18 protein-coding genes and 1 riboswitch are annotated in these 20,765 nt (G+C 67.9%); of the genes, 6 read left to right on the forward strand and 12 right to left on the reverse strand.

The genetic code is table 11. The features are described 5' to 3' along the window. Positions 1–156 precede the first annotated feature (156 nt). The 7 genes from E5S69_RS26825 to xdhA form a co-directional block, all read right to left on the reverse strand. Complete coding sequence (locus E5S69_RS26825; protein WP_171517622.1) at positions 157–732, reverse strand: TMEM165/GDT1 family protein; 576 nt, start codon at positions 730–732, stop codon at positions 157–159. 26 nt (positions 733–758) lie between these two features. Continuing rightward, a riboswitch (yybP-ykoY riboswitch) is annotated at positions 759–988 on the reverse strand. Between the two features lie 55 nt (positions 989–1,043). Then, positions 1,044–2,207 carry a fatty acid desaturase gene (locus E5S69_RS26830; protein WP_171517496.1) on the reverse strand — a complete coding sequence of 388 codons (1,164 nt, stop codon included), beginning with the start codon at positions 2,205–2,207 and terminating at the stop codon, positions 1,044–1,046. A gap of 187 nt (positions 2,208–2,394) precedes the next feature. Further along, positions 2,395–3,717 (reverse strand): guanine deaminase, encoded by a 1,323-nt coding sequence (gene guaD / locus E5S69_RS26835; protein WP_171517497.1) that lies wholly within the window; start codon positions 3,715–3,717, stop codon positions 2,395–2,397. A gap of 77 nt (positions 3,718–3,794) precedes the next feature. Next, positions 3,795–4,850 carry an adenosine deaminase gene (locus E5S69_RS26840; protein WP_171517498.1) on the reverse strand — a complete coding sequence of 352 codons (1,056 nt, stop codon included), beginning with the start codon at positions 4,848–4,850 and terminating at the stop codon, positions 3,795–3,797. Positions 4,851–4,905: 55 nt separating this feature from the next. After that, positions 4,906–5,895 carry a xanthine dehydrogenase accessory protein XdhC gene (xdhC, locus tag E5S69_RS26845; RefSeq protein ID WP_171517499.1) on the reverse strand — a complete coding sequence of 330 codons (990 nt, stop codon included), beginning with the start codon at positions 5,893–5,895 and terminating at the stop codon, positions 4,906–4,908. Positions 5,896–6,059: 164 nt separating this feature from the next. Then, a complete protein-coding gene (gene xdhB / locus E5S69_RS26850; protein WP_171517500.1) occupies positions 6,060–8,420 on the reverse strand; it encodes a xanthine dehydrogenase molybdopterin binding subunit in 2,361 nt (786 codons plus the stop codon). A 25-nt stretch (positions 8,421–8,445) separates the two neighbouring features. Then, positions 8,446–9,948: a xanthine dehydrogenase small subunit gene (gene xdhA / locus E5S69_RS26855; protein ID WP_171517501.1), complete on the reverse strand. Its 1,503-nt coding sequence runs from the start codon at positions 9,946–9,948 to the stop codon at positions 8,446–8,448. Between the two features lie 230 nt (positions 9,949–10,178). On the opposite strand from xdhA, the gene E5S69_RS26860 reads away from it, so the two are divergent. Further along, entirely contained in the window at positions 10,179–11,126 is a 948-nt protein-coding gene (locus tag E5S69_RS26860; protein ID WP_010809162.1) for a LysR substrate-binding domain-containing protein, read from the forward strand. Positions 11,127–11,156: 30 nt separating this feature from the next. Here E5S69_RS26860 and E5S69_RS26865 read toward each other — a convergent pair whose 3' ends face one another. Continuing rightward, a complete protein-coding gene (locus tag E5S69_RS26865; RefSeq protein WP_171517502.1) occupies positions 11,157–12,002 on the reverse strand; it encodes a substrate-binding domain-containing protein in 846 nt (281 codons plus the stop codon). Between the two features lie 145 nt (positions 12,003–12,147). On the opposite strand from E5S69_RS26865, the gene E5S69_RS26870 reads away from it, so the two are divergent. From E5S69_RS26870 to E5S69_RS26890, 5 genes are all read left to right on the forward strand, one after another. Then, positions 12,148–13,245, forward strand: coding sequence for a substrate-binding domain-containing protein (locus E5S69_RS26870; RefSeq protein WP_171517503.1), 1,098 nt, complete (start codon positions 12,148–12,150; stop codon positions 13,243–13,245). Positions 13,246–13,363: 118 nt separating this feature from the next. Then, positions 13,364–13,963, forward strand: coding sequence for a DUF4126 domain-containing protein (locus E5S69_RS26875; RefSeq protein WP_171517504.1), 600 nt, complete (start codon positions 13,364–13,366; stop codon positions 13,961–13,963). Between the two features lie 86 nt (positions 13,964–14,049). Continuing rightward, positions 14,050–16,665, forward strand: coding sequence for an ABC transporter permease (locus E5S69_RS26880; protein WP_171517505.1), 2,616 nt, complete (start codon positions 14,050–14,052; stop codon positions 16,663–16,665). Positions 16,666–16,700: 35 nt separating this feature from the next. Next, the gene (locus E5S69_RS26885) at positions 16,701–17,117 is read left to right on the forward strand and encodes a group II truncated hemoglobin (protein ID WP_171517506.1); all 417 of its coding nucleotides are present in this window, start codon (positions 16,701–16,703) and stop codon (positions 17,115–17,117) included. 43 nt (positions 17,118–17,160) lie between these two features. After that, a complete protein-coding gene (locus E5S69_RS26890; protein WP_171517507.1) occupies positions 17,161–17,757 on the forward strand; it encodes a DUF924 family protein in 597 nt (198 codons plus the stop codon). Between the two features lie 30 nt (positions 17,758–17,787). Here the strand turns inward: E5S69_RS26890 and E5S69_RS26895 are convergent, their stop codons facing one another. From E5S69_RS26895 to E5S69_RS26910, 4 genes are all read right to left on the reverse strand, one after another. Next, entirely contained in the window at positions 17,788–18,372 is a 585-nt protein-coding gene (locus E5S69_RS26895) for a TIGR00730 family Rossman fold protein (protein ID WP_171517508.1), read from the reverse strand. Further along, on the reverse strand, positions 18,369–19,070 hold the full coding sequence (locus tag E5S69_RS26900) for a TetR/AcrR family transcriptional regulator (RefSeq protein ID WP_171517509.1): 702 nt from the start codon (positions 19,068–19,070) through the stop codon (positions 18,369–18,371). The genes E5S69_RS26895 and E5S69_RS26900 overlap by 4 nt, the downstream gene beginning before the upstream one ends. Positions 19,071–19,179: 109 nt before the next feature. Continuing rightward, positions 19,180–19,665 (reverse strand): diacylglycerol kinase, encoded by a 486-nt coding sequence (locus E5S69_RS26905; protein WP_171517510.1) that lies wholly within the window; start codon positions 19,663–19,665, stop codon positions 19,180–19,182. Then, positions 19,592–20,710, reverse strand: a complete 1,119-nt coding sequence (locus E5S69_RS26910; protein WP_171517511.1) for a glycosyltransferase family 4 protein — start codon at positions 20,708–20,710, stop codon at positions 19,592–19,594. Before E5S69_RS26910 ends, E5S69_RS26905 begins: the two co-directional genes overlap by 74 nt. Positions 20,711–20,765: the final 55 nt, after the last annotated feature.

The raw sequence follows: 20,765 nt of genomic DNA on the forward strand, positions 1-20,765 counted from the left end.
CTCGTCTTGGTTTTGCGTGGCATACATGCTCCTTGGCGACATGTTATGCCCTAAACACAAAATTTCTGACAGGTCCCAAAAGCCGACAGCATGTCACCAGCAGCGACCACCGCAAAAAAGCCCGACACCACGTCACCACCAGCCCCAACCAAATAATCACCCCCCAACATTCACCAACACCAACACCCCCAGCACCAAAAAAATCCCCGCCGCAATCTTATGCACCAGCCCGATCGGCATCTTGTGGGCAAACTTGTCCCCCAGCAGCACCGCCGGCGCATTGGCGATCATCATGCCGAAAGTCGTGCCCATCACCACCGCCAGCACGGCGTCGCTGAAGCGCGCCGCCAGCGCGACCGTGGCGATCTGGGTCTTGTCGCCCATCTCGGCAAAGAAGAAGGCGACGAGGGTGGTGCCAAGGATGCCGATGAAGCCCTTGACGGGCCTGGCCTGCTCGGCGTCGTCAAGCTTGTCGGGGATCAGCATCCACGCGGCCATTGCGATAAAGCCCAGGCCCAGGATCCATCGCAGCAGGCTTGCGCCGACCACGTGCGTGAGCCAGCCGCCAAGCGCCCCGGCAAAGCCGTGGTTGAACAGCGTGGCGACCAGGATGCCGAGAATGATGGGAAGGGGTTTGCGATAACGTGCCGCCAGAACCAGCGACAGCAGCTGCGTCTTGTCGCCCATTTCAGCAAGGGCGACGATGCCTGTGGAGACGAGGAAGGCTTCCATGTTTTTATGTGGGATAACCGGGCCGCAATGCATCGCGAGATGCCAATGACACAACCCTTTCCCGGCCCGGCCAGAAAGGGATGGTCATCGGTCTCGCCAGGCATGGACGCTGCCTGGGCCAGTTGGCCAGGCGGGTCCGGAGCTGCGTACGCCATAACCGCAAGCGGTCAAGTCTGTTGACGTACGCCCCTGTCCCCCGGAGTCCGCATTGCGCGGCGCGGTGAGAGCAGGGCGGCTACTCCCCAATGGAAGCGGCAATTATAACCGCGGCGGCGGCGGATCGTCCACCACCGCCGCGGTCGGCACGGCGATCAGGCCGGTACCGGCGCGTTCTCGCTGGTCTGGCGGCCGCGGAAATCGGTCCAGCACAGCGCCTTGAAGTCATAGAGCTTGCAGCGGCGCGCGGTGTCGAAGTACCAGCGCCAGGAGAAGTTCTCGATGATGATGCGGCCCGGCAGCGCGTGTTCCAGCAGCGCCTGCGCGCGCTTGAGGCGGTACAGCGGTACGCTCATGTCGACGTGGTGCGCGGTGTGTTCCATGATGTGGTGCAGCGCGGCGCCGATGCCATGGCGGAAGCGAAGGTGCACGGTGGTGGAAACGAACGGCTGGGCTTTTGCCCACATGGCCTTGGTGTCGTACCAGGCGACGCTGGTGTGGGTATGGTGCACATACAGCACGAAGCCGACGGTGACGTTCCACACCAGGAAAGGCAGCACGAAGCCGGCGCCGATCAGCATCCATACCGACTGCTCCGTGGCCAGCGCCAAGGCTGCCAGCGCGCCGATCCATGCCAGCCCGAAGCCCGCCACCAGCATGCAGTCGCCGGTGAAAATAGCGCGGCGCGTGGCCATCTGGCGCTTGCTGGGGAAGAACAGCTTGCACCACCAGATCTCGACCAGGTAATACAGGCCCGGGCCAAAGCCGGTGCGGTAGATGCGCTCCATCACGCGGCGCCAGCGCGGCAGTGCGTTGAATTCTTCGAGCGAGTAGGGCGCCCAGACGAAGTCGAAGCCCTTGAGGTTGGTGTAGCCGTGGTGCACCACGTTGTGGCCGACTTCCCACAGGCTGTACGGCGTCAGCGACGGCAGGAAGGTCAGCCGGCCCAGCCACTTGTTCAGGCCGCGGCGCGGGGTCAGGCTCTGGTGGCAGGCATCGTGGCCGATGATAAACAGGCGCGCGATCAACAGCCCCGCCAGCACGCCCAGCGCCAGCTTGGCGGCCCAGTACGGCGCCAGCACCACGCCGGCCAGCACGGCGCCGAACAGCAGGTAGTCGAAGGCGAACAGCATCAGCGCGCGCGGCGTGCTGCGCTGGCCCAGCGGGATCAGCCAGCCGCGGATGATCTTGCGCGAGGGCAGCGGCGCGTCCGGCGCGATCGGTTCGGGCAGGGGGACGTCATGCCGGGCCTGGGGGCGCGCGCGGGCTTGCGGGGCGGCATGCGCGGCGGGGGAATCTGCGGTGTGAGAAGCGGTCATGCAGAACCTTCTGATTGCGGTCGATGGGTATGGGTGCGCGGCAACACGAAGGCCGCGGCGAAACCGCAAGGTTAGAAGGCTTTGTCGGGGGCAGTCTTGACGGTCGTCAAGCCGGTGGGATGGTGAAAGCGGTAAAGGCGTGCCCGCCGCCATGGCGGCGGGTGTGTGCGCGGCGCGGTGTGATGTGTCAGGCTGCCGGGACGCTTGCCGCCTCACCCATCACATAGACGCTGTCGATCACGCGGTCGTCGCCCAGCATGGCAAAGGCGAACAGTTCTTCTTCCAGCGTCTCCGAACGGTTGCTGCGCCGGGCGATCAGCGGCGTGGCCTTGGGATCGAGCACGATGAAGTCGGCCTCGCAGCCCTCGCTGAAGCTGCCGACGCGGCCGGTCCATCCCAGCGCCTCGGCGGCGGCGCGCGTGGCCAGGTAGAACATGCGCAGCGCGGTCAGGTAGTAGCCGCCCATGCGCGCCACCTTGTGCGCGGCGTTCATGGTGCGGAACATCGAGAACGAGGTGCCGCCGCCGACGTCGGTGGCCAGCGTCACGTTCAGGCGGTTGGCGTCGGACTGGTGGAAGTCATAGAAGCCGCTGCCCAGGAACAGGTTGGAAGTGGGGCAGTGCGCCACCGCGGCGCCGCTGTCGGCCAGACGGCGGCGATCGTCCTGGTCCAGGTAGATGGCGTGGCCGTACATCGCGCCCGGACGCAGCAGGCCGTAGCGGTCGTAGACGTCCAGGTAGCTGCGCGCGTCCGGGAACAGTTCGGCCACCCATTTGACCTCGTCGCGGTTCTCGGCCACGTGGGTCTGGATAAAGGCGTCCGGGTAGGCGCGCGCCAGCTCGCCGCAGGCGGCCAGTTGCGCCTCGGTCGAGGTGGGCGCGAAGCGCGGCGTGATGGCGTACGACAGGCGTCCCTTGTTATGCCAGCGCGACAGCAGGTCGGCCGAATCGCGGGCGCCGGTCTCGGCCGTATCGCGCAGGAACTCGGGGCAGTTGCGGTCCATCATCACCTTGCCGGTGACCATGCGCAGGTTGCGCGCCTCGCTTTCGGCAAAGAGCGCGTCGGCGGAGGCCTTGTGCACCGTGCTCCAGACCACCGCGCTGGTGGTGCCGTTGCGCAGCAGTTCCTCGGTGAAGAAGCCGGCCACGCCGCGCGCATAGTCGGGATCGGCGAAGCGGCGCTCTTCGGGGAAGGTGTAGGTGTCGAGCCAGTGCAGCAGGCCAGGCGACGGCGACGCGATCATGTCGGTCTGCGGGTAGTGCACGTGGGTGTCGATAAAGCCGGGCACGATCAGCTTGCCGCGGTGGTCGATCACCTCCGCGCCGGCCGGGATGCGCGCGGCCAGTTCCGCGTAGTCGCCGGCGGCGGCAATGCGCCCGTCGGTGACGATCAGCACCCCGTCGTCCCAATACTGATACGCGTCTTCATGGAATTGCGGATCGCGCAGGAAATGCAGGACGCGGCCGCGAATGGCGCGGGTACGGGAGTCAGTAATGGGGTGGGTCGTCATGGTTTGTCTCTCGTGGCCGGCCCGCGCGGCACCGCAGGGGTGCAAGCAGCAGGCCGCGCTATTGGCATGCGCCGTGCTCAGGCCGCGGGGGCCGTTGCAGGCAGGGACTTGGGCGGATCGGACCAGAAGTGGTCGACTTCCGCCAGGAACTCGGCCTTCTGCATGGCAGGCAGGAAGGCCGCTTCAAAGCTGTTGCGGGCCAGCTTGTGCGCGTCGGCCGCATCCAGCGGCAGCGCGTCGAAGCTGGCTTCCCAGTTGGCATTCATATAGCCGCCGAAGTAGGCCGGGTCGTCCGAATGCAGCGTGACCGCCACGCCGGCATCGAGCATGCGCTTGAGCGGGTGGTCGCGCAGGTCGGGATAGACCTTGAGCTTGACGTTCGACAGCGGGCATACGGTCAGCGCCACGCGCTCGCGCGCCAGGCGCTCGACCAGCGCGGGATCGTCGATGGCGCGCACGCCGTGGTCGATGCGCTCGGCGTTCAGGATGTCGAGCGCATCGGTGACGTATTGCGCCGGGCCTTCCTCGCCGGCGTGGGCGACCCGGTGCAGGCCCAGCGCTTGCGCCCGCGCGAACACGCGTGCGAACTTTTCCGGCGGGTTGCCTTGCTCGGACGAATCCAAGCCCACGCCGACGAAGCGGTCGCGGTAGGGCAGCGCCGCTTCCAGCGTGGCGAACGCGTCTTCCTCGGGCAGATGGCGCAGGAAGCACAGGATCAGGCTGCTGGAGAAGTCGTATTCGGTGCGGGCCTGGGCCAGGGCATCGGCAATGCCGTCGATCACCACGCCCATCGGCACGCCGCGCGCGGTATGGGTCTGCGGATCGAAGAAGATCTCGGCGTGGCGGACGTTGTCGGCGACGGCGCGCTTGACGTAGTCCATGGTCATGTCGAAGAAATCTTCCTCGGTCAGCAGCACGCTGGCGCCGGCGTAATAGATGTCCAGGAACGATTGCAGGTCGGTGAAGGCGTAGGCGGCGCGCAGCGCGTCGACGCTGGGGTAGGGCAGCGCCACCTGGTTGCGCTGCGCCAGCCGGAAGATCAGTTCCGGCTCAAGCGTGCCTTCGATATGCACATGCAGTTCGGCCTTGGGAGTGCGGCGGATCTGTTCCGCGAGCGCGGCATCGATGGTCATGGGGGCCTCGTTTCTGGGCTTTTCTGTGCCGGCCGGCAGGGCCGGCGGCACGGGTTCAGGGATGCACCGTCTCGGCATGGCCCGCACGCAGCGCGGCAAGGCGCTGTTCACGGACCTGGAGCAGCTGGGCGACGATGGCAATTGCAATCATAGCCGGAGCCTTGTCGGTGATCCCCGAAACCCCCATGGGGCATGTCATTTCCGCAAACCGGGCCGGGTCGATGCCGTGCTCGGCCATGCGGTGTTCAAAGCATGCGCGCTTGGTCTTGGAGCCGATCAGGCCGAAGTACGCGAAATCGGTGCGCTTGAAGATTGCTTCGCACAGGGTCTGGTCGAGCGCATGGCTGTGCGTCATCACCAGGAAGTAGCTGCCCGCCGGCGCCTGCGCCACCACGGCCTCGGGGGTGTCGCTGGCCTCGGCCTCGACGTTGTCGGGCAGGCCGCCGGGGAACAGGGTGTCGCGCTCGTCCACCCAGTGCACGCGGCACGGCAGCGTGGCCAGCACCTTGACCAGCGCGTGGCCGACATGGCCCGCGCCGAACAGCACCACGTGCATGGTGTCGGGCACCAGCGTGTCGGTCCAGCTGCCGTCCGGCTCCAGCATGACGCCGGGCAGGACGGCGCGGCTGTCTGCGAACGTGATGGCACCGTGGGCGGGGACATGCCGTTGCAGCGAGCGGTGCGCGGCAAACCTGCGTTCGACGGTATCCAGCCACGCCAGGTCGGACGCGCCAAGGACCTCGAACGCCAGCTGCACCACGCCGCCGCAGCACTGCCCCAGCGCGGGCCCCAGTGGAATGCGCTCGATCCGGCGGGCCTCTCCGCGCACCAGCATTGCGCGGGCGATATCCATGCCGCGCCACTCCAGGTGGCCACCGCCGATGGTGCCGACCAGGTCGTCGGCGCTGACCAGCATGCGGATGCCGGCCTCGCGCGGGGCCGAGCCCTTGACCTCGACGATGGTGACCATCGCCACCGGCACGCCGGCGCGCACCATGCGTGCGGCATCGGCGAAGCGGAAGGGTTTGAGCGGTGCGTCCTGCATGGTCGGGGGCCTTTGGGGAGATGCCTGGTGATGCCTGGTGAGGCTTTGAGTTGCCGGGTTCAGGGGTGGCGCGCGCCGGCTTCTTCCACCGGCCCGGCGGCTGTCAACGCAGCCGCCGGGGGAAAGTCCGGGGCGCCCGCGGGCGCGCGCTTCCTGACCATGGTTCAGGCTGCCTGCGCAGCCCCTTGCGCCACCGCCTCGCGCACCGCGTCGACGGCGTCCAGGATCGCCTCGCTGGTGGCCGGCGCCTTCAGCGGCGGGTTGATGCGGTAGTCGCCCACCGCGGCGACGGCATCGCGGATCGCGAAGAACACCGAGAACGGCAGCAGCAGCGGCGGCTCGCCCACGGCCTTGGAACGATGAATGCTGTCCTCGACGTTGCGGTTCTGGAACAGGCGCACGTTGAATGCTTCCGGGCAGTCGTTGACCGTCGGGATCTTGTACGTGGACGGGGCGTGCGTCATCAGCTTGCCGTCCTTGTTCCACCACAGTTCCTCGGTGGTCAGCCAGCCCATGCCCTGGATAAAGGCGCCTTCGACCTGGCCGATGTCGATCGCCGGGTTCAGCGAGCGGCCGGCGTCGTGCAGCGCGTCGGCGCGCAGCAGCTTCCATTCGCCGGTGAGGGTGTCGACCAGCACCTCGGAGCACGCGGCACCGTAGGCGAAGTAGTAGAACGGGCGGCCCTGCAGCTTGCTCTGGTCCCAGTGCAGCTTGGGCGTGGTGTAGAAGCCGTCGGACCACAGCTGCACGCGCGCCACGTAGGCTTCGCGCGCCAGCTCGCCGAACGACAGGCGCAGTTCGCCGGCGCTGACCAGGTCATCGTTGAAGCGCACTTCGGACGGTTCCACGCCCGCCTTGCGCGCGGCGAAAGCGGCCAGGCGCTCGCGGATCTGGCGCGCGGCGTCCTGCGCGGCCTTGCCGTTCAGGTCGGCACCGGTCGACGCGGCGGTGGCCGAGGTGTTGGCCACCTTGCTGGTATCGGTCGCGGTCACGCGCACGCGTTCCATGCGGATGCCCAGTTCGTGCGCCACCACCATCGCCACCTTGGTGTTCAGGCCCTGGCCCATTTCGGTGCCACCGTGGTTCACCAGCACCGAACCGTCGTTGTAGACGTGCACCAGCGCGCCGGCCTGGTTGAAGTGGGCAACGTTGAACGAGATGCCGAACTTCACCGGGGTGATGGCGATGCCTTTCTTCAGCACCGGGCTCGCGGCGTTGAACGCGCGCGTGGCCTCGCGGCGGGCGCGGTATGCGCTGCTGGCCACCAGTTCGTCGATCAGTTCGTGGATGACGTTGTCTTCGACGGTCTGGCCGTAAGGCGTGACGTTGTTCTCGGTCTTGCCGTAGAAGTTGGCGCGGCGCACGTCCAGCGAATCCTTGCCGACCGTACGGGCGACATTGTCCAGGATGTACTCGACCGCGAACGCGCCCTGGGGGCCGCCGAAGCCGCGGAACGCGGTGTTGCTCTGCGTGTTGGTCTTGCCGCAGTAGCCGTCGATCTGCACGTTCGGCAGCCAGTAGGCGTTGTCGAAGTGGCAGATGGCACGGGTCATCACCGGGCCAGACAGGTCGGCCGAGAAGCCGGCGCGCGACACCATCTCGACCTTGACGCCTTCGATATGGCCCTCGTCGTCGTGGCCCACGCTGTAGTCGAACACGAAGTCATGGCGCTTGCCGGTGATCATCATGTCGTCGTCGCGGTCCGGGCGCAGCTTGACCGGGCACATCAGCTTCCAGGCGGCCAGCGCGGCGCAGCAGGCGAACAGCGCCGACTGCGATTCCTTGCCGCCGAAGCCGCCGCCCATGCGGCGGCATTCGACCAGCACCTGGTGCGCGTGCCAGCCCAGCATGTGCGACACGGCGTGCTGCATTTCGGTCGGGTGCTGGGTCGAGCACCACACATGCATGCCGTCGTTCTCGCGCGGGGCGGCGTAGGAGATCTGGCCTTCCAGGTAGAACTGCTCCTGGCCCCCCAGGTGGATCGTGCCGCTGTCCTGGTGGACCGCGCCGGCAATGCGCGCGGCGGGCTCGCCGCGGGTCAGGTGCATCGGCGGCAGCACATAGCTGCCGGCCTCGTGCGCGGCCTGCGGCGACAGCACCGGTGGCAGGTCCTCGTAGTCGATCACGCCGAGGCGGGCAGCGCGGCGCGCGGCGTCATGCGAGGTAGCCACCACGATAAAGACCGGCTGGCCGATGAACTGCACCACGTCGCGTGCCAGGATCGGGTCGTCATGGATGATCGGGCCGCAGTCGTTGGTGCCGGGGATGTCGTCCACGGTCAGCACGTCGACCACGCCCGGCGCGGCACGCACTTTGTCGAGCGAGACCGACTTGATGCGCGCGTGCGCGCGGGTGCTCATGCCGAGCGCGGCGTGCAGCGTGCCGGCCAGCTCCGGGATGTCGTCGGTGTAGGTGGCGGTGCCGGCCACGTGCAGGTGGGCGGATTCGTGCGGGCGCGAGATGCCGACCTGCGGGACCTGTTCGGCGGTGGCGTCGAGCAGGAAGGGTTCGGTTTGCTTGTTCATGCCGATGCGTTCCTTGTTCTCTGGCTCAGGCCGTGGCGATTGCAGTGGCGCCTGCGCCGGGGGCGCGGACATTGACGGCTGCGGCGGGCAGCGCGTTGGCGTGGGTTTCCAGCCAGAACCGGTACAGCAGGTTGGCGGCGCCGCGGCTGCGGTACGACGCGGTCGCGCGCATGTCGGACAGCGGCGTGTAGTCCTGTGCCAGTGCGGCCATGCCGGCGCGGGCGGTGGCTTCGTTCCACGGCTGGCCGGTCAGGGCCGCCTCGGTGGCGGCGGCGCGCTTGGGCGTCGCGGCCATGCCGCCGAAGGCGATGCGGGCCTGCGTGACGATGCCGTCCTGCACGGTGATGCCGAATGCGGCACACACGGCGGAAATGTCCTCGTCAAAGCGTTTGGACAGCTTGTAGGTGCGGAAGTGCTGCGGGCCGGTCACCGGCACCCGCAGCGCGGCGACGAATTCGCCCGGTTGCATCGCGGTCTTCTGGTAGGCCAGGTACAGGTCTTCCAGGGGCAGCGTGCGGCGCGTCTCGCTGTGCTGCAGCACCACTTCAGTACCCAGCGCGATCAATGCCGGCATCGAATCGCCGATCGGCGAGCCGTTGGCGATATTGCCGCCCAGCGTGCCGGCATTGCGGATCGGCAGCGAGGCAAAGCGCTTCCACAGTTCTTCCAGCTCGGGGTGCGCGGCGTTGAGTGCGGTGTAGGCCTTTTCCAGCGTCACGGCGGCGCCGATCTCGATCATGCCGTCGCGCTGTTCGATCTGGTTCAGGTCTTCAACCTGCCCGACGTAGAGCAGGTTACCCAGTTCGCGGAACTGCTTGGTGACCCACAGGCCGACGTCGGTGCTGCCGGCCAGGATGCGGATATCGGGCTGCGCAGCCTTGATCGCGCCGAACTCGGCCGCGGTGCGCGGGGCCAGGAATTCCTGACCCTGGGCGCGGTAGCGGAAGGTCTCGCCGCGCTTGAGGTTGCGCAGCGTGTCGGCGATCTGCCTGGGGTTGAGCTTGTCCGCGGTGGGGGCGGGCAGGGCCATCATGCGCTCGCCGGCATCGATGATCGGGCGGTAGCCGGTGCAGCGGCACAGGTTGCCGGTCAGCGCGTCGCAGATGGTCTGGCGCGAAGGTGCCTCGCCGCCTGGGGTGTGCTGCTGGTACAGCGCCCACAGCGACATCACGAAGCCCGGGGTGCAGAAGCCGCATTGCGAACCGTGGCACTCGACCATGGCTTCCTGCACCGGGTGCAGGTTGCCATCGGCCTGGCGCAGGTCCTCGACCGTGATCAGGGCCTTGCCGTCGAGCGTGGGCAGAAACTGGATGCAGGCGTTGACCGCCTTGAATTCGACATCGCCGCCGTCCTGCAGCTCGCCGATCACGACGGTGCAGGCGCCGCAGTCGCCTTCGGCGCAGCCTTCCTTGGTGCCGGTGCAGCGCGCGTCTTCACGCAGGTACTGCAGCACGGTGCGGGTAATGGGGGCGTCGGATACTTCCTTGACCTGGCCGCGGTGGAAAAAGCGGATGGTTTGCGTCTCCATGGTCTTCTCTCTCTTGGTGATGGCGGAAACATAGCACCCGGGCTTTGCAGCAATATTCAGCCCAGGTGATATGCCCCATCAGCGGGCGCACCGGTCGGTACGCCGCCGCACCAGGCGGCGCCCCCCGCGAGGGGGTGATTTGACCGATTGTGGGGTGCCTGTCATACACTATGCGCCGTTCCCATCCCCCACGCCACCCATCCGGCCCCCGCCGGAGGGCCGCCATCGCCATGCACGGACGCGACCATCTCGATACCTATTTGCTGCGGGTGCTCCATACCCTGCTCACCGAGCAGAGCGTGACCCGCACTGCCGTGCGCCTGGGCCAGTCTCAGCCCGCCATCAGCAATACGCTGAAGCGGCTGCGCGAAATCACCGGCGACGCCATTTTGGTGCGGGGCAAAAACGGCATGGTGCCGACCGAGCGCGGCCGCGAACTGCTGGCGCTGGCCGAGCAGAGCCTGGCCGCGATGGACCGCATCGCGCGGCCGCCGCAGCAGTTCGACCCGGCCACCACCACGCGCACGTTCCACCTCGGCGCCCCCGATTACCTGGACGCCTTCTTCCTGCCCAATATCGTCGAGCGCGTGCGCCGGCTGGCGCCGGGCGCCAAGCTGTTCGTGCATCCGATGACCTCGTCATCGGACTTCCTGGATGACCTCGAGCAGGGGCAACTGGATATTGTGGTCGGCAACTGGCTGTCGCCGCCGGAGCACCTGCACATCTCGCCGCTGTTCGACGATGAGGTGGTGTGCATGCTGGGCGCGCAGCATCCGCTGGCGCGCAAGGGGCTGACGCTGAAACACTACCTTGAGATGCCGCACCTGGCGCCGGCGCCCTATGCGTCGATGCAGCGCAGCATGATCGACCAGGCCCTGGCCGAGCAGGGCTACAAGCGCAATATCCAGGTTACGCTGCCGTATTTCGGCCTGGTGCCGTATGTGCTGATGAAGACCGATATGGTGTTTACCACCGGCCGGCAGTTTGCCGCGCACTATGCACAGTACCTGCCGATCCGCATGGTGCCGTCGCCGGTGTCGTTCCCGCGCATGCGCTTCTACCAGCTCTGGCACGAGCGCTGCCATGCCGCGCCGGACGTGATGTGGATCCGGCGCATGATCGCGGAGGTAGCGGCGGACTTGCCGCAGTTGCCCAGGCTGGAGGCCGAGGCGGGGTGACCCGCCATCCGGGGCACGACAGCCACTCCGTTATTTCTGGGCGGTCGATGTCCTGTAGTCGGGAAAGAACAACTGCTCGCCCTCGAGCTTGTACCCCGCAATCGCGTCCTGTCCCTCCTTCGACGTGATCCACTCCACCAGCTTCATCGCGTCCTTGTAGTTGGTGCCCGGATGCCGAGCCGGGTTGACCGCGATGATCCCGTACGGATTGAACATCCTTGGATCGCCTTCGATGGCGATCGCCAGGCCGGTCTTGGCGCGGTAAGCGCCATAGGTGGCGCGGTCTGACAGGGTATAAGCCGGCATCTGCGCCGCCATGGTCAGCACCTCGCCCATGCCCAGGCCGGCGCTGACGTACCACGGCTGGCCCTTGGGCTCGATGCCGAGCTGCTTCCAATAGTCCTTCTCCATCACGTCGGTGCCGGAGTTGTCGCCGCGCGAGATGAACTTGCTGCCGCTGCCGGCGAGCTTGCGCAGGCCGGCCAGCACGTCCTTGCCGCCTTTCAGGCCGGCCGGGTCGCTGGCGGGCCCGGCCACGATGAAATCGTTGTACATCACGTCGCGCCGGTTCACGCCGTAGCCCGCCGCGACAAAGGCGTCCTCCATCTTGCGTGCGTGCACCAGCAGCACGTCGACATCGCCCATCTCGCCCATCTTCATGGCCTTGCCCGAGCCCACCGCGATCACCTTTACGGTGACGCCCGACTTCTGCTCGAAGCGCGGCAGCAGGACCTTGAGCAGGCCGGAGTTCTCGGTGCTGGTGGTGGTTGCGAGCTTCAGGTCGCCGGCGTGCGCGGCCGACAGCAAGCCGATGCCTAGGATCGACGCGACCAGGTGGCGCGAGCGGCGATGCATGGGTTGGGCACGACGGGACATGCGGTATCTCCTCGATGTTATGTTTCTGTGGACATAATTGCTTTTGCCTTGGGTTCTCGGGGAGAATGCGGCAAAACAAAGATAAAAATGGGGTAAACATTGTGATCCAGCCAAGATCGCCAAGTAAATATGTCGCGGAGAACCTATGACTTTCCGCTTCGACCTGTTTCCGGTGATTGCCGCCGACGACAATCCGCGCGCCAATGCGAAGGTGTTCCAGTTGCTCAAGGCCGTGCGCGAAACCGGATCGCTGCATCGCGCCGCGCGCGAGATCGGGTTGTCGTACCGCCACGCCTGGGGCGTGATGCGGTCATGGGAAGCGATGCTCGGGCGCAGCATGCTGGATATGGAACGCGGGCGGGGCGCCTCGCTGACGCGTTTCGGCGAGCGCCTGCTGCGCGCCGAATTGCGCTTGCGCGAATCGATCGAGCCGGCGGTGCAGCGGGCCATGGCCGAGTTCATTGCCGACCTGGACGACGCCCAGCAGCCGCAGTCATGCGTGCATTTCACCGGCAGCCATGATCCGGCGGTGGAGGTGCTGGCCGCCGCGCTGGGCACGGCGCGGACTCCGCTGCAACTCGACACGGTGTTCTGCGGCAGCGTCGAGGGGCTGATCTGCCTGCAGGAGCGCCAGTCGGAGCTGGCCGGATTCTATGTTTCGCCGGTGCAGACCGCGGGCTCGGTGGCGCATGTGACGTTGCGCAAATGGCTGCGGCCGGCCTCAGTGCGGCTGCTACGGCTGGCGTGGCGCGAGCAGGGGCTGATCCTGGCGCCCGACGTGGCGCGCGAGGTGCACGACCTGCGCGGGCTGGCGCGCAGCCAGGCGCGCTTTGTCAACCGCCAGCGCAGTTCGGGCACACGCATGCTGTTCGACCAGCTGCTGGCTGCCGAGGGTTTGTATCCGGACCAGATCGCCGGCTACGACGAAACCGAGTTCAGCAACGAAAAAGTGGCCGAAGCCGTGCACACCGGCCGCGCGCAGGCCGGCTTCGGGCTGCGCATGAATGCCGAGGCCCACGGGCTGGCGTTCGTGCCGCTCACGCGCGAGGCCTACTACCTGGCGCTGCGCAAGAACGACCAGACCGCCGGGTGGATGGCCGGGCTGCTGGCTTTGTTGGCCGACCCGGCCTTTGCCCGGCGCATCGAGGCGCTGCCGGGCTACACCATGGCCGAGTCGGCTGGCATCTTGACGCCGCAAGAGGCGCTGCCTTGGTTCGGCGTGGACGGCAAGGAAAACAACTGAAGGCCGGCTTTCCCCCCGCACACGGCCCGGGCGCACCGCACGCGGGTCCGTATTACACTCCCTGCCAGGGCGCGCCGATGTCTGCACCGGCTCGCGCCGGATCCTTGCAAGGAGCGCCATGCTGGAAACCGCCGCGCTGGCCGCGGGCATGTCCTGGGCCAGCGGATTTCGCCTGTATCTTGCCGTTCTGGCCGCCGGAGTGCTGGCGCGGCTGGGCTGGCTGGAGCTGCCACCCGGGCTGCAGCCGCTGGAATCCTGGTGGGTGATCGGCGTGGCCGCGGCGCTGGCCGTGGCCGAGTTCGTGGCGGACAAGGTGCCGGCCTTCGACACCGTCTGGGACGGCATCCATACCTTCATCCGCATTCCTGCCGGTGCAATCCTGGCCGCCGCCGCCTTCGGCCAGCTGGATCCGCAGTGGATGGTGGCGGCTGGCCTGGTCGGCGGCACGCTGGCCGGCACCGCGCATGCGGTCAAGGCCGGCACCCGCGCGCTGATCAACGTGTCGCCGGAACCGTTTTCCAACTGGACGGCCTCATTCACTGAAGACCTGACCGCCACCGGCAGCCTGCTGCTGGCGTTCTTCGTGCCAGTGCTGTTCCTGGTCCTGCTGGCGGTGTTCCTGCTGGTGTCGGTGTGGCTGCTGCCGAAGTTGTGGCGCGGGGTGCGCCGCCTCCATGCCAGCCTGCGCGGCGGGGCCCGGCGCGACGCACCGCGCTAGCGCCGCGGCCTTGTTGGCCAGCATTTTCGCATTGCCCGACTGACCCGAGGCGCACCGGCGCCAGCAACCAAGAACCACACCAACCGATGCCCTCCGAGTCCGCCATCGACGTCCCGGCCACTGCCGCCCATCCTGCCGGTACGCACCCCGCCGCGGGCGGCAAGTTCTCCGCCTGGCGCCAGGCGCTGCGCATGGCCCGCCGCGACTGGCTGGCGGGCGAGCTATACCTGCTGCTGTTTGCGCTGGTGCTGGCGGTGGCCGCGCTCACTAGCGTGGGTTTCATGGCCGATCGCATGCGGCTGGGGCTGGAGCGCGATGCGCGCCAGATGATTGCCTCGGACGTGCTGCTGGTGGCTGACCAGCCCTTCGACGCCGCGTTCACGCAGCGTGCCCGGGCGGCCGGACTGTCGGTAGCGCAGACCGTCACCTTCCCGAGCATGGCCACCGCCAACGGCAAGGCACCGGACGGCGCCGGGCCGGCCAGCCAGCTGGCCGCGCTCAAGGCGGTCACCGACGGCTATCCGCTGCGCGGCCGGCTCAAGGTGGCCGCGGCACCGGGCGGGCCGGAGGCCCCCGCCGACGGGATTCCCGCGCCGGGTACGGTATGGGTCGACGAGGCGCTGCTGGGCGCGCTGGGCGTTGCGGTGGGCGACAGCGTGCGGCTCGGCAGCCGCACCTTCCGCATTGACCGCATCATCACGCAGGAACTCGATCGCGGCACCGGCTTCATGAACTTCGCGCCGCGCGTGCTGATGCCGCTGTCGGACCTGGACAGCACCGGGCTGATCGGCTGGGGCAGCCGCGTCACCTACCGCCTGCTGGTGGCCGGCCCCGATGCCGCCGGCGCGGCCTTCCAGAAATGGGCGCAGGACGAGATCGAACGCCGCCAGCTGCGCAATACGCGGGTTGAGTCGCTGGAGTCCGGCCAGCCGCAGATGCGCGCCACGCTGGACCGCGCCGAGCGCTTCCTGTCGCTGGTGGCGGTGCTGTCGTCGATGATCGCGGCGGTGGCGATCGCCATGTCGGCGCGCCGCTACATGCAACGCCACACCGATGCCTGCGCGGTCTACAAGTGCCTGGGGCTGTCGCGCGGGCAGATCCTGCGGGCGTTCGGCCTGGAATTCCTGCTGATTGGCGGGGCCGGCGCGCTGGCCGGCGTGCTGCTCGGCTACCTCGCGCACTATGGCCTGCTGCTGTCGCTCGGCGGGCTGCTCAAGGTGTCGCTGCCGCAGCCGTCGCTGCTGCCGGCGCTGGTGGGCATGCTGGCGGGGCTGGTGCTGCTGGCCGGGTTTGCGCTGCCGCCGCTGCTGGCGCTGACGCGGGTGGCGCCGCTGCGGGTGCTGCGACGCGATATCGGGCTGCCACCGGTGTCGGCCTGGATTGCCTACGCGCTGGGCCTGGGCGCCTTTATCGCGCTGCTGCTGGTGGCGGCGCGGGACCTGCGGCTCGGGCTGGCCACCGCCGGCGGCTTTGTCGCCGCGGGGGTGGTGTTCGGCGTGCTGGCGCTCGGCCTGCTGACGCTGCTGTCGCGGCTGCTGCGGGGGCGCTTGCGCGGCCGCACGGCGATGGGGTGGCGCTTTGCGCTGGCGGTGCTGGAGCGCCGCCGCGCGGTCACGGTGCTGCAGACCGTGGCGCTGGCGGTGGGGCTGATGGCGCTGCTGCTGCTCGGCATGACGCGTAACGACCTGGTCGATTCATGGCGCAACGCCACGCCGGCTGACGCGCCCAACCGCTTCATCATCAATATCCAGCCGGACCAGCGCGAGCCGTTGCGCCAGATACTGGCCGGCGCCGGCATCACCGACCTGCTCTACCCGATGGTGCGCGGGCGCCTGACCCATATCGGCGCGCGCGCCATCCGCGGCGACAGCTTCGAGGACGGGCGCGCGCGCAACCTGGTCGAGCGCGAGTTCAACCTGTCCTATACCGATGCGCTGCCGGAGGGCAACCGCGTCATCGCCGGCAGCTGGTCGAACGGGTCAGACGGCGCCGAGGCGGGCGCGTCGGTGGAAGAGGGCATCGCCAAGACGCTGGGGATCCGGCTTGGCGACACGCTGCGCTTCGACGTCGCCGGCCAGCCCGTGCAGGCGCGCGTGACCTCCCTGCGCAAGCTCGACTGGGGTTCGATGCGGGTCAATTTCTTCGTGATCCTGCCGCCGCGGGCGATGCAGGGGCTGCCCGAGACCTACATCACGTCGTTCCATTTGCCGGCTGCCAGCGCCGCGCTGGGCAACCGGCTGATCGCGGCCTTTCCCAACATCACCGTGGTCAACACCGACATGATCCTGCGCCAGATCCAGGACATCCTGGACCAGGTCATCGCGGCGGTGGAGTTCCTGTTCGTGTTCACGCTGGCCGCAGGGGTGACGGTGCTGTACGCGGCGCTGTCCGGCGCGCGCGACGAACGCAGGCGCGACGCGGGCCTGCTCAAGGCGCTGGGGGCCTCGGCCGCGCTGGTGCGGCAGACGCAGTACGCCGAATTCCTGGTGGTGGGCGGCCTGGCCGGGTTCCTGGCCAGCCTCGGCGCGATCGCGGTAGGCTGGGGCCTGTCGCAGTTCGTGTTCGATTTTCCCTACCGCTTCAATGCCTGGATCGTGCCGGTGGGCGTGGTTTCTGGCATGCTGTGCGCTTTTGCCGGCGGCTGGCTGGGCCTGCGCGAAGTGCTGCGCCAGCCTGCGCTGGCGACCTTGCGCGATGCCTGAGCCAACTTGGCCGCGCAGCGCAGACCGAGTGTGTGATGAGTACTGAATCCGACGACAAGCCCGGCAGCGCCGAGGTGACAGCATTTGAACTGGTGGGCGGCGAGGCGCGCGTGCGCGAACTGGTCGACCGCTTCTATGACCTGATGGACCTGGAGCCGCAGTTCGCGGGCCTGCGCGCGCTGCACCCGCCCTCGCTGGAGGGCTCGCGCGACAAGCTGTTCTGGTTCCTGTGCGGCTGGCTGGGTGGCCCCAACCACTTTATCGAGCGCTTCGGCCATCCGCGCTTGCGCGCGCGTCATATGCCGTTCGAGATCGGCGTGAGCGAGCGCGACCAGTGGATGCGCTGCATGGCGCTGGCGATGCAGGACCTCGGCCTGTCCGAAGACCTGCAGCTGCGCCTGATGCAGGCCTTCTTCCAGACCGCCGACTGGATGCGCAACGTGGCGCGCTGAGGCGCTGCCACTTCCTTCTTTCTACCGAAAGGTTTCCCAGCCCATGACAGACCAACTGCCTGAAGACGCCCTGCGTTTGCTCGATTTCTGGTTCGGCCAGCCCGGTACGGCCGCCTGGAATACCGAGCGCCCGCAATGGTTCACCAAGTCGGACGCCTTCGATGCGCAGATCCGCGCAAACTTCCTGTCCGACTGGCAGGTCGCCTGCGACGGGGCACCGGACGACTGGTCGGTCACGCCTGAAGGCGCCTGCGCGCGCGTGGTGCTGCTGGACCAGTTCCCGCGCAACATGTTCCGCAATGATCCGCGCAGCTTCGGCACCGATGCGCTGGCGCTGGCATTGGCCCGGCGCATCGTCGCTACCGGCATGGACCGCGCATTGCCGACCGACTATCACCGCATGTTCTGCTACATGCCGTTCGAGCATTCGGAATCACTGGAAGACCAGGACGAGGCCGTGCGCCTGATGACGCAACTGCGCGAGGCCAGCGGCGGCGTAGTGGACGTGGTCGAGTGGGCCGAGAAGCACCGCGCGATCATCGCGCGCTTTGGCCGCTTCCCGCACCGCAATGCAGTGCTGGGGCGGCAGAGCACGGCTGAGGAAATGGCGTTCCTGCAGCAGCCGGGCTCGTCGTTCTGAGCGAGCCCAGGCCGGGATAGCAGGGCGCGCTCAGGTCTTGTCGCGCGCCTGCTGCCACTTGTCGACGCGCACGCGTGGCGCGGCCGCCAGTTGTTGCAGCAGGCCAGCGGGCGTGTCGGCCACGTGCAGCAGGTCGGCGTGCACCTGCTTCAGAAAGCCCTCCCGCACCGCATGCGACAGGAAGCCCAGCATGCCGTCGTAGAACCCGGCGACATTTAGCAGGCCCACCGGCTTGTCGTGGTAGCCCAGCTGCAGCCAGGTGAAGGTCTCGAACAGTTCCTCGAACGTGCCCACGCCGCCGGGCATGGCGATAAAGGCATCGGCACGGTCGGCCATCATCTGCTTGCGCTCGTGCATGTTGCGCACCACATGCAGTTCGGTCAGGCCGCGGTGGCCGACTTCCTTCTGCATCAGGGCTTCCGGGATGATGCCGATGGCGCTGCCGCCATGCGCCAGCACGGCGTCGGCGACGATGCCCATCAGGCCCACCTTGCCGCCGCCGTACACCAGCGCCAGGCCGCTTTCGGCCAGGGTGCGGCCGAGCAGGCGCGCGCCTTCGGCGTATTCGGGGCGGTTGCCGGGACTGGACCCGCAATACACGCAGACGGATTTCACTTCGGTTCCTTTGCCGCGCCGGCGGCGGCCTTGGCGGCGGAGTAGTCGCGCGCCAGCTGGTCGAATGCCTCCCGCGCCCGGCCACGCAGGTAAGGGGCCAGGATCGAGAAGATGTGGTAGCTCGATCCGTGCAGGTAGCCGCGGATCTGCTCGGGGTCGTTGTACTGGCGCGGGTGCTGCACGAACTGGAACGACAGCCAGTAGGTGGCGATCACCACCATGTTGGTGCAGATGGCTTCGACCTGTTCGGGCGTGGCATCCATTTCGCCGTCTTCGATGAACTGGCGGCAGATCTCGTGCGCGAAGCGCTGCTTCTGCTCGACGATGCGCTTGAAGTTGGTCTCCAGCATCCGGTTGCGCGCCAGCAGGTCGTTGATGTCGCGGTACAGGAAGCGGTAGTTCCACAGGAACTCGGACATGTACTGCAGGTAGCCCCAGCTTTCGTCGAGCGTGGCCTTGTGGTCGTCCGGCATCTTCAGGCGGCGCTCCATCTCCTGCTCGAAGCGCACGAAGATCGAGTTGATGATGTCGTCCTTGTTGCGGAAGTGGTAGTAGAGATTGCCGGGGCTGATCTCCATCGCTTCCGCGATCGTGGTGGTGGTGACGTTGGGCTCGCCGACTTCGTTGAACAGGCGCAGCGAGACGTCGAGGATGCGGTCCCTGGTGCGGCGGGGGCCGGTTTGCGGTTTCGGTTCCATGGGCGTCCGGGCGATCGGTGCGATCGTTAAGTCGGGGGCAGGGTAGCGATTATAAGCAATCGGCTTGCCATGCCCCATCCCGCTCCGGGCGGGGCCGCCTGGCGCCGGCTCAGCCCGCCAGCGCCCGCGCCCACCGCACCACGTGCGGCCCGGCAATGGTGAGCCAGGTGCCGCCGCACAGCACCAGCGCCAGCATCACCGCCGCGCTGCCGAAGTCCTTGGCGCGCTTGGACAGGCTGTGCCGCTCCAGCGAGATGCGATCGACCGCGGCCTCGACGCTGGAGTTGAGCAGTTCCACGATCAGCACCACCAGCAGCGTGCCGAGCAGCAGGATGCGCTCGACCGCCGCCACCGGCAGCAGGAACGCGCACGGCGTCAGCAGCACCACCAGGGTCAGTTCCTGGCGGAACGCGCTTTCCTCCAGCACTGCGTAGCGCAGCCCCGACAGCGAATTGATCGCCGCGTGCCAGGCGCGCGCCAGGCCGCGGTTGCCCTTGTGAGGATTCTGGTCGACCGAGTAGTCAGCGCTCTGCATTGCCGGCGGCGGCCTCTGCATTGGCGGGTCGGGCGGCAGTTGCGGATGCGGTGTCGACATGGGTTTGCGGGGCGGGTTGGGTCGCTGCGCCGCCCCGCCCGGGCCTGGCGGCGAACGGCCGCAGGTGGGCCAGGAATTGCTCGGAGGCGGCGCGCCACGAGAACCGCTCGGCATGGGCCCGGGCCGTGGCGCGGTCGATGCGCAGCGCTTCCAGGCAGGCTTCGCGCAGGTCTTCGTGCATCACGCCGGCGGGGCTGTCGCCCAGCACATCGATGGGGCCGGTGACCGGGTAGGCGGCCACGGGCAGCCCGCTGGCCAGCGCTTCCAGCAGTACCAGCCCGAAGGTGTCGGTGCGGCTCGGGAACACGAACACGTCAGCGGAAGCATACACCCGGGCCAGTTCGGGCTGGCTCAGCACGCCCAGATAGTTGGCGCCGGGATAGCGCGCGCGCAGCGCCGGCAGCGCCGGCCCGTCGCCGACCACCCATTTGGAGCCGGGCAGGTCGAGCGCGAGGAAGGCCTCGACGTTCTTCTCCACCGCCACGCGGCCGACGTACAGGAAGATCGGGTGGGCGGTGTTGAGCACATTGGCGCGCTGCGGCGTGAACACGTCGAGGTCCACGCCGCGCGTCCACAGCACGGCGTTAGTGATGCCGTAACGCCGCAGGTCGTCCAGCACCACCGGGGTCGGCGCCATCACGGCCTGGGCCGGGCCGTGGAACCAGCGCAGGAAGCGGTAGGTCCACGCCACCGGTATGCCGAAGCGGGCCTGCACGTATTCCGGAAAGCGGGTGTGGTAGGCGCTGGTGAAGGGCAGCTTGCAGCGCAGCGCATGGCGCCGCGCGGCCAGTCCCAGCGGACCCTCGGTGGCGATGTGCAGGGCGTCGGGGCCGAAGGCCTCGATGCGGCGCCGCACGCGCGCACCCGGCAACAGCGACAGGCGGATGTCGGGGTAGGTCGGGCACGGCACGGTGCGGAATTCCAGTGGCGTGATCATCTCGACCAGGTGGCCCATTGCCTCCAGTTCGCGGCGCGTGGACTTGAGCGTGCGCACCACGCCATTGACTTGCGGTTCCCAGGCATCGGTGACGATCAGGATCTTCATGCAGCCTCCTCGGGCGCGGTGGAAGGGCAATGCGGATAGGGCAACGGGTGGCGCC

Source organism: Cupriavidus necator (assembly GCF_013141915.1).
GTDB classification, from domain to species: domain Bacteria; phylum Pseudomonadota; class Gammaproteobacteria; order Burkholderiales; family Burkholderiaceae; genus Cupriavidus; species Cupriavidus necator_B.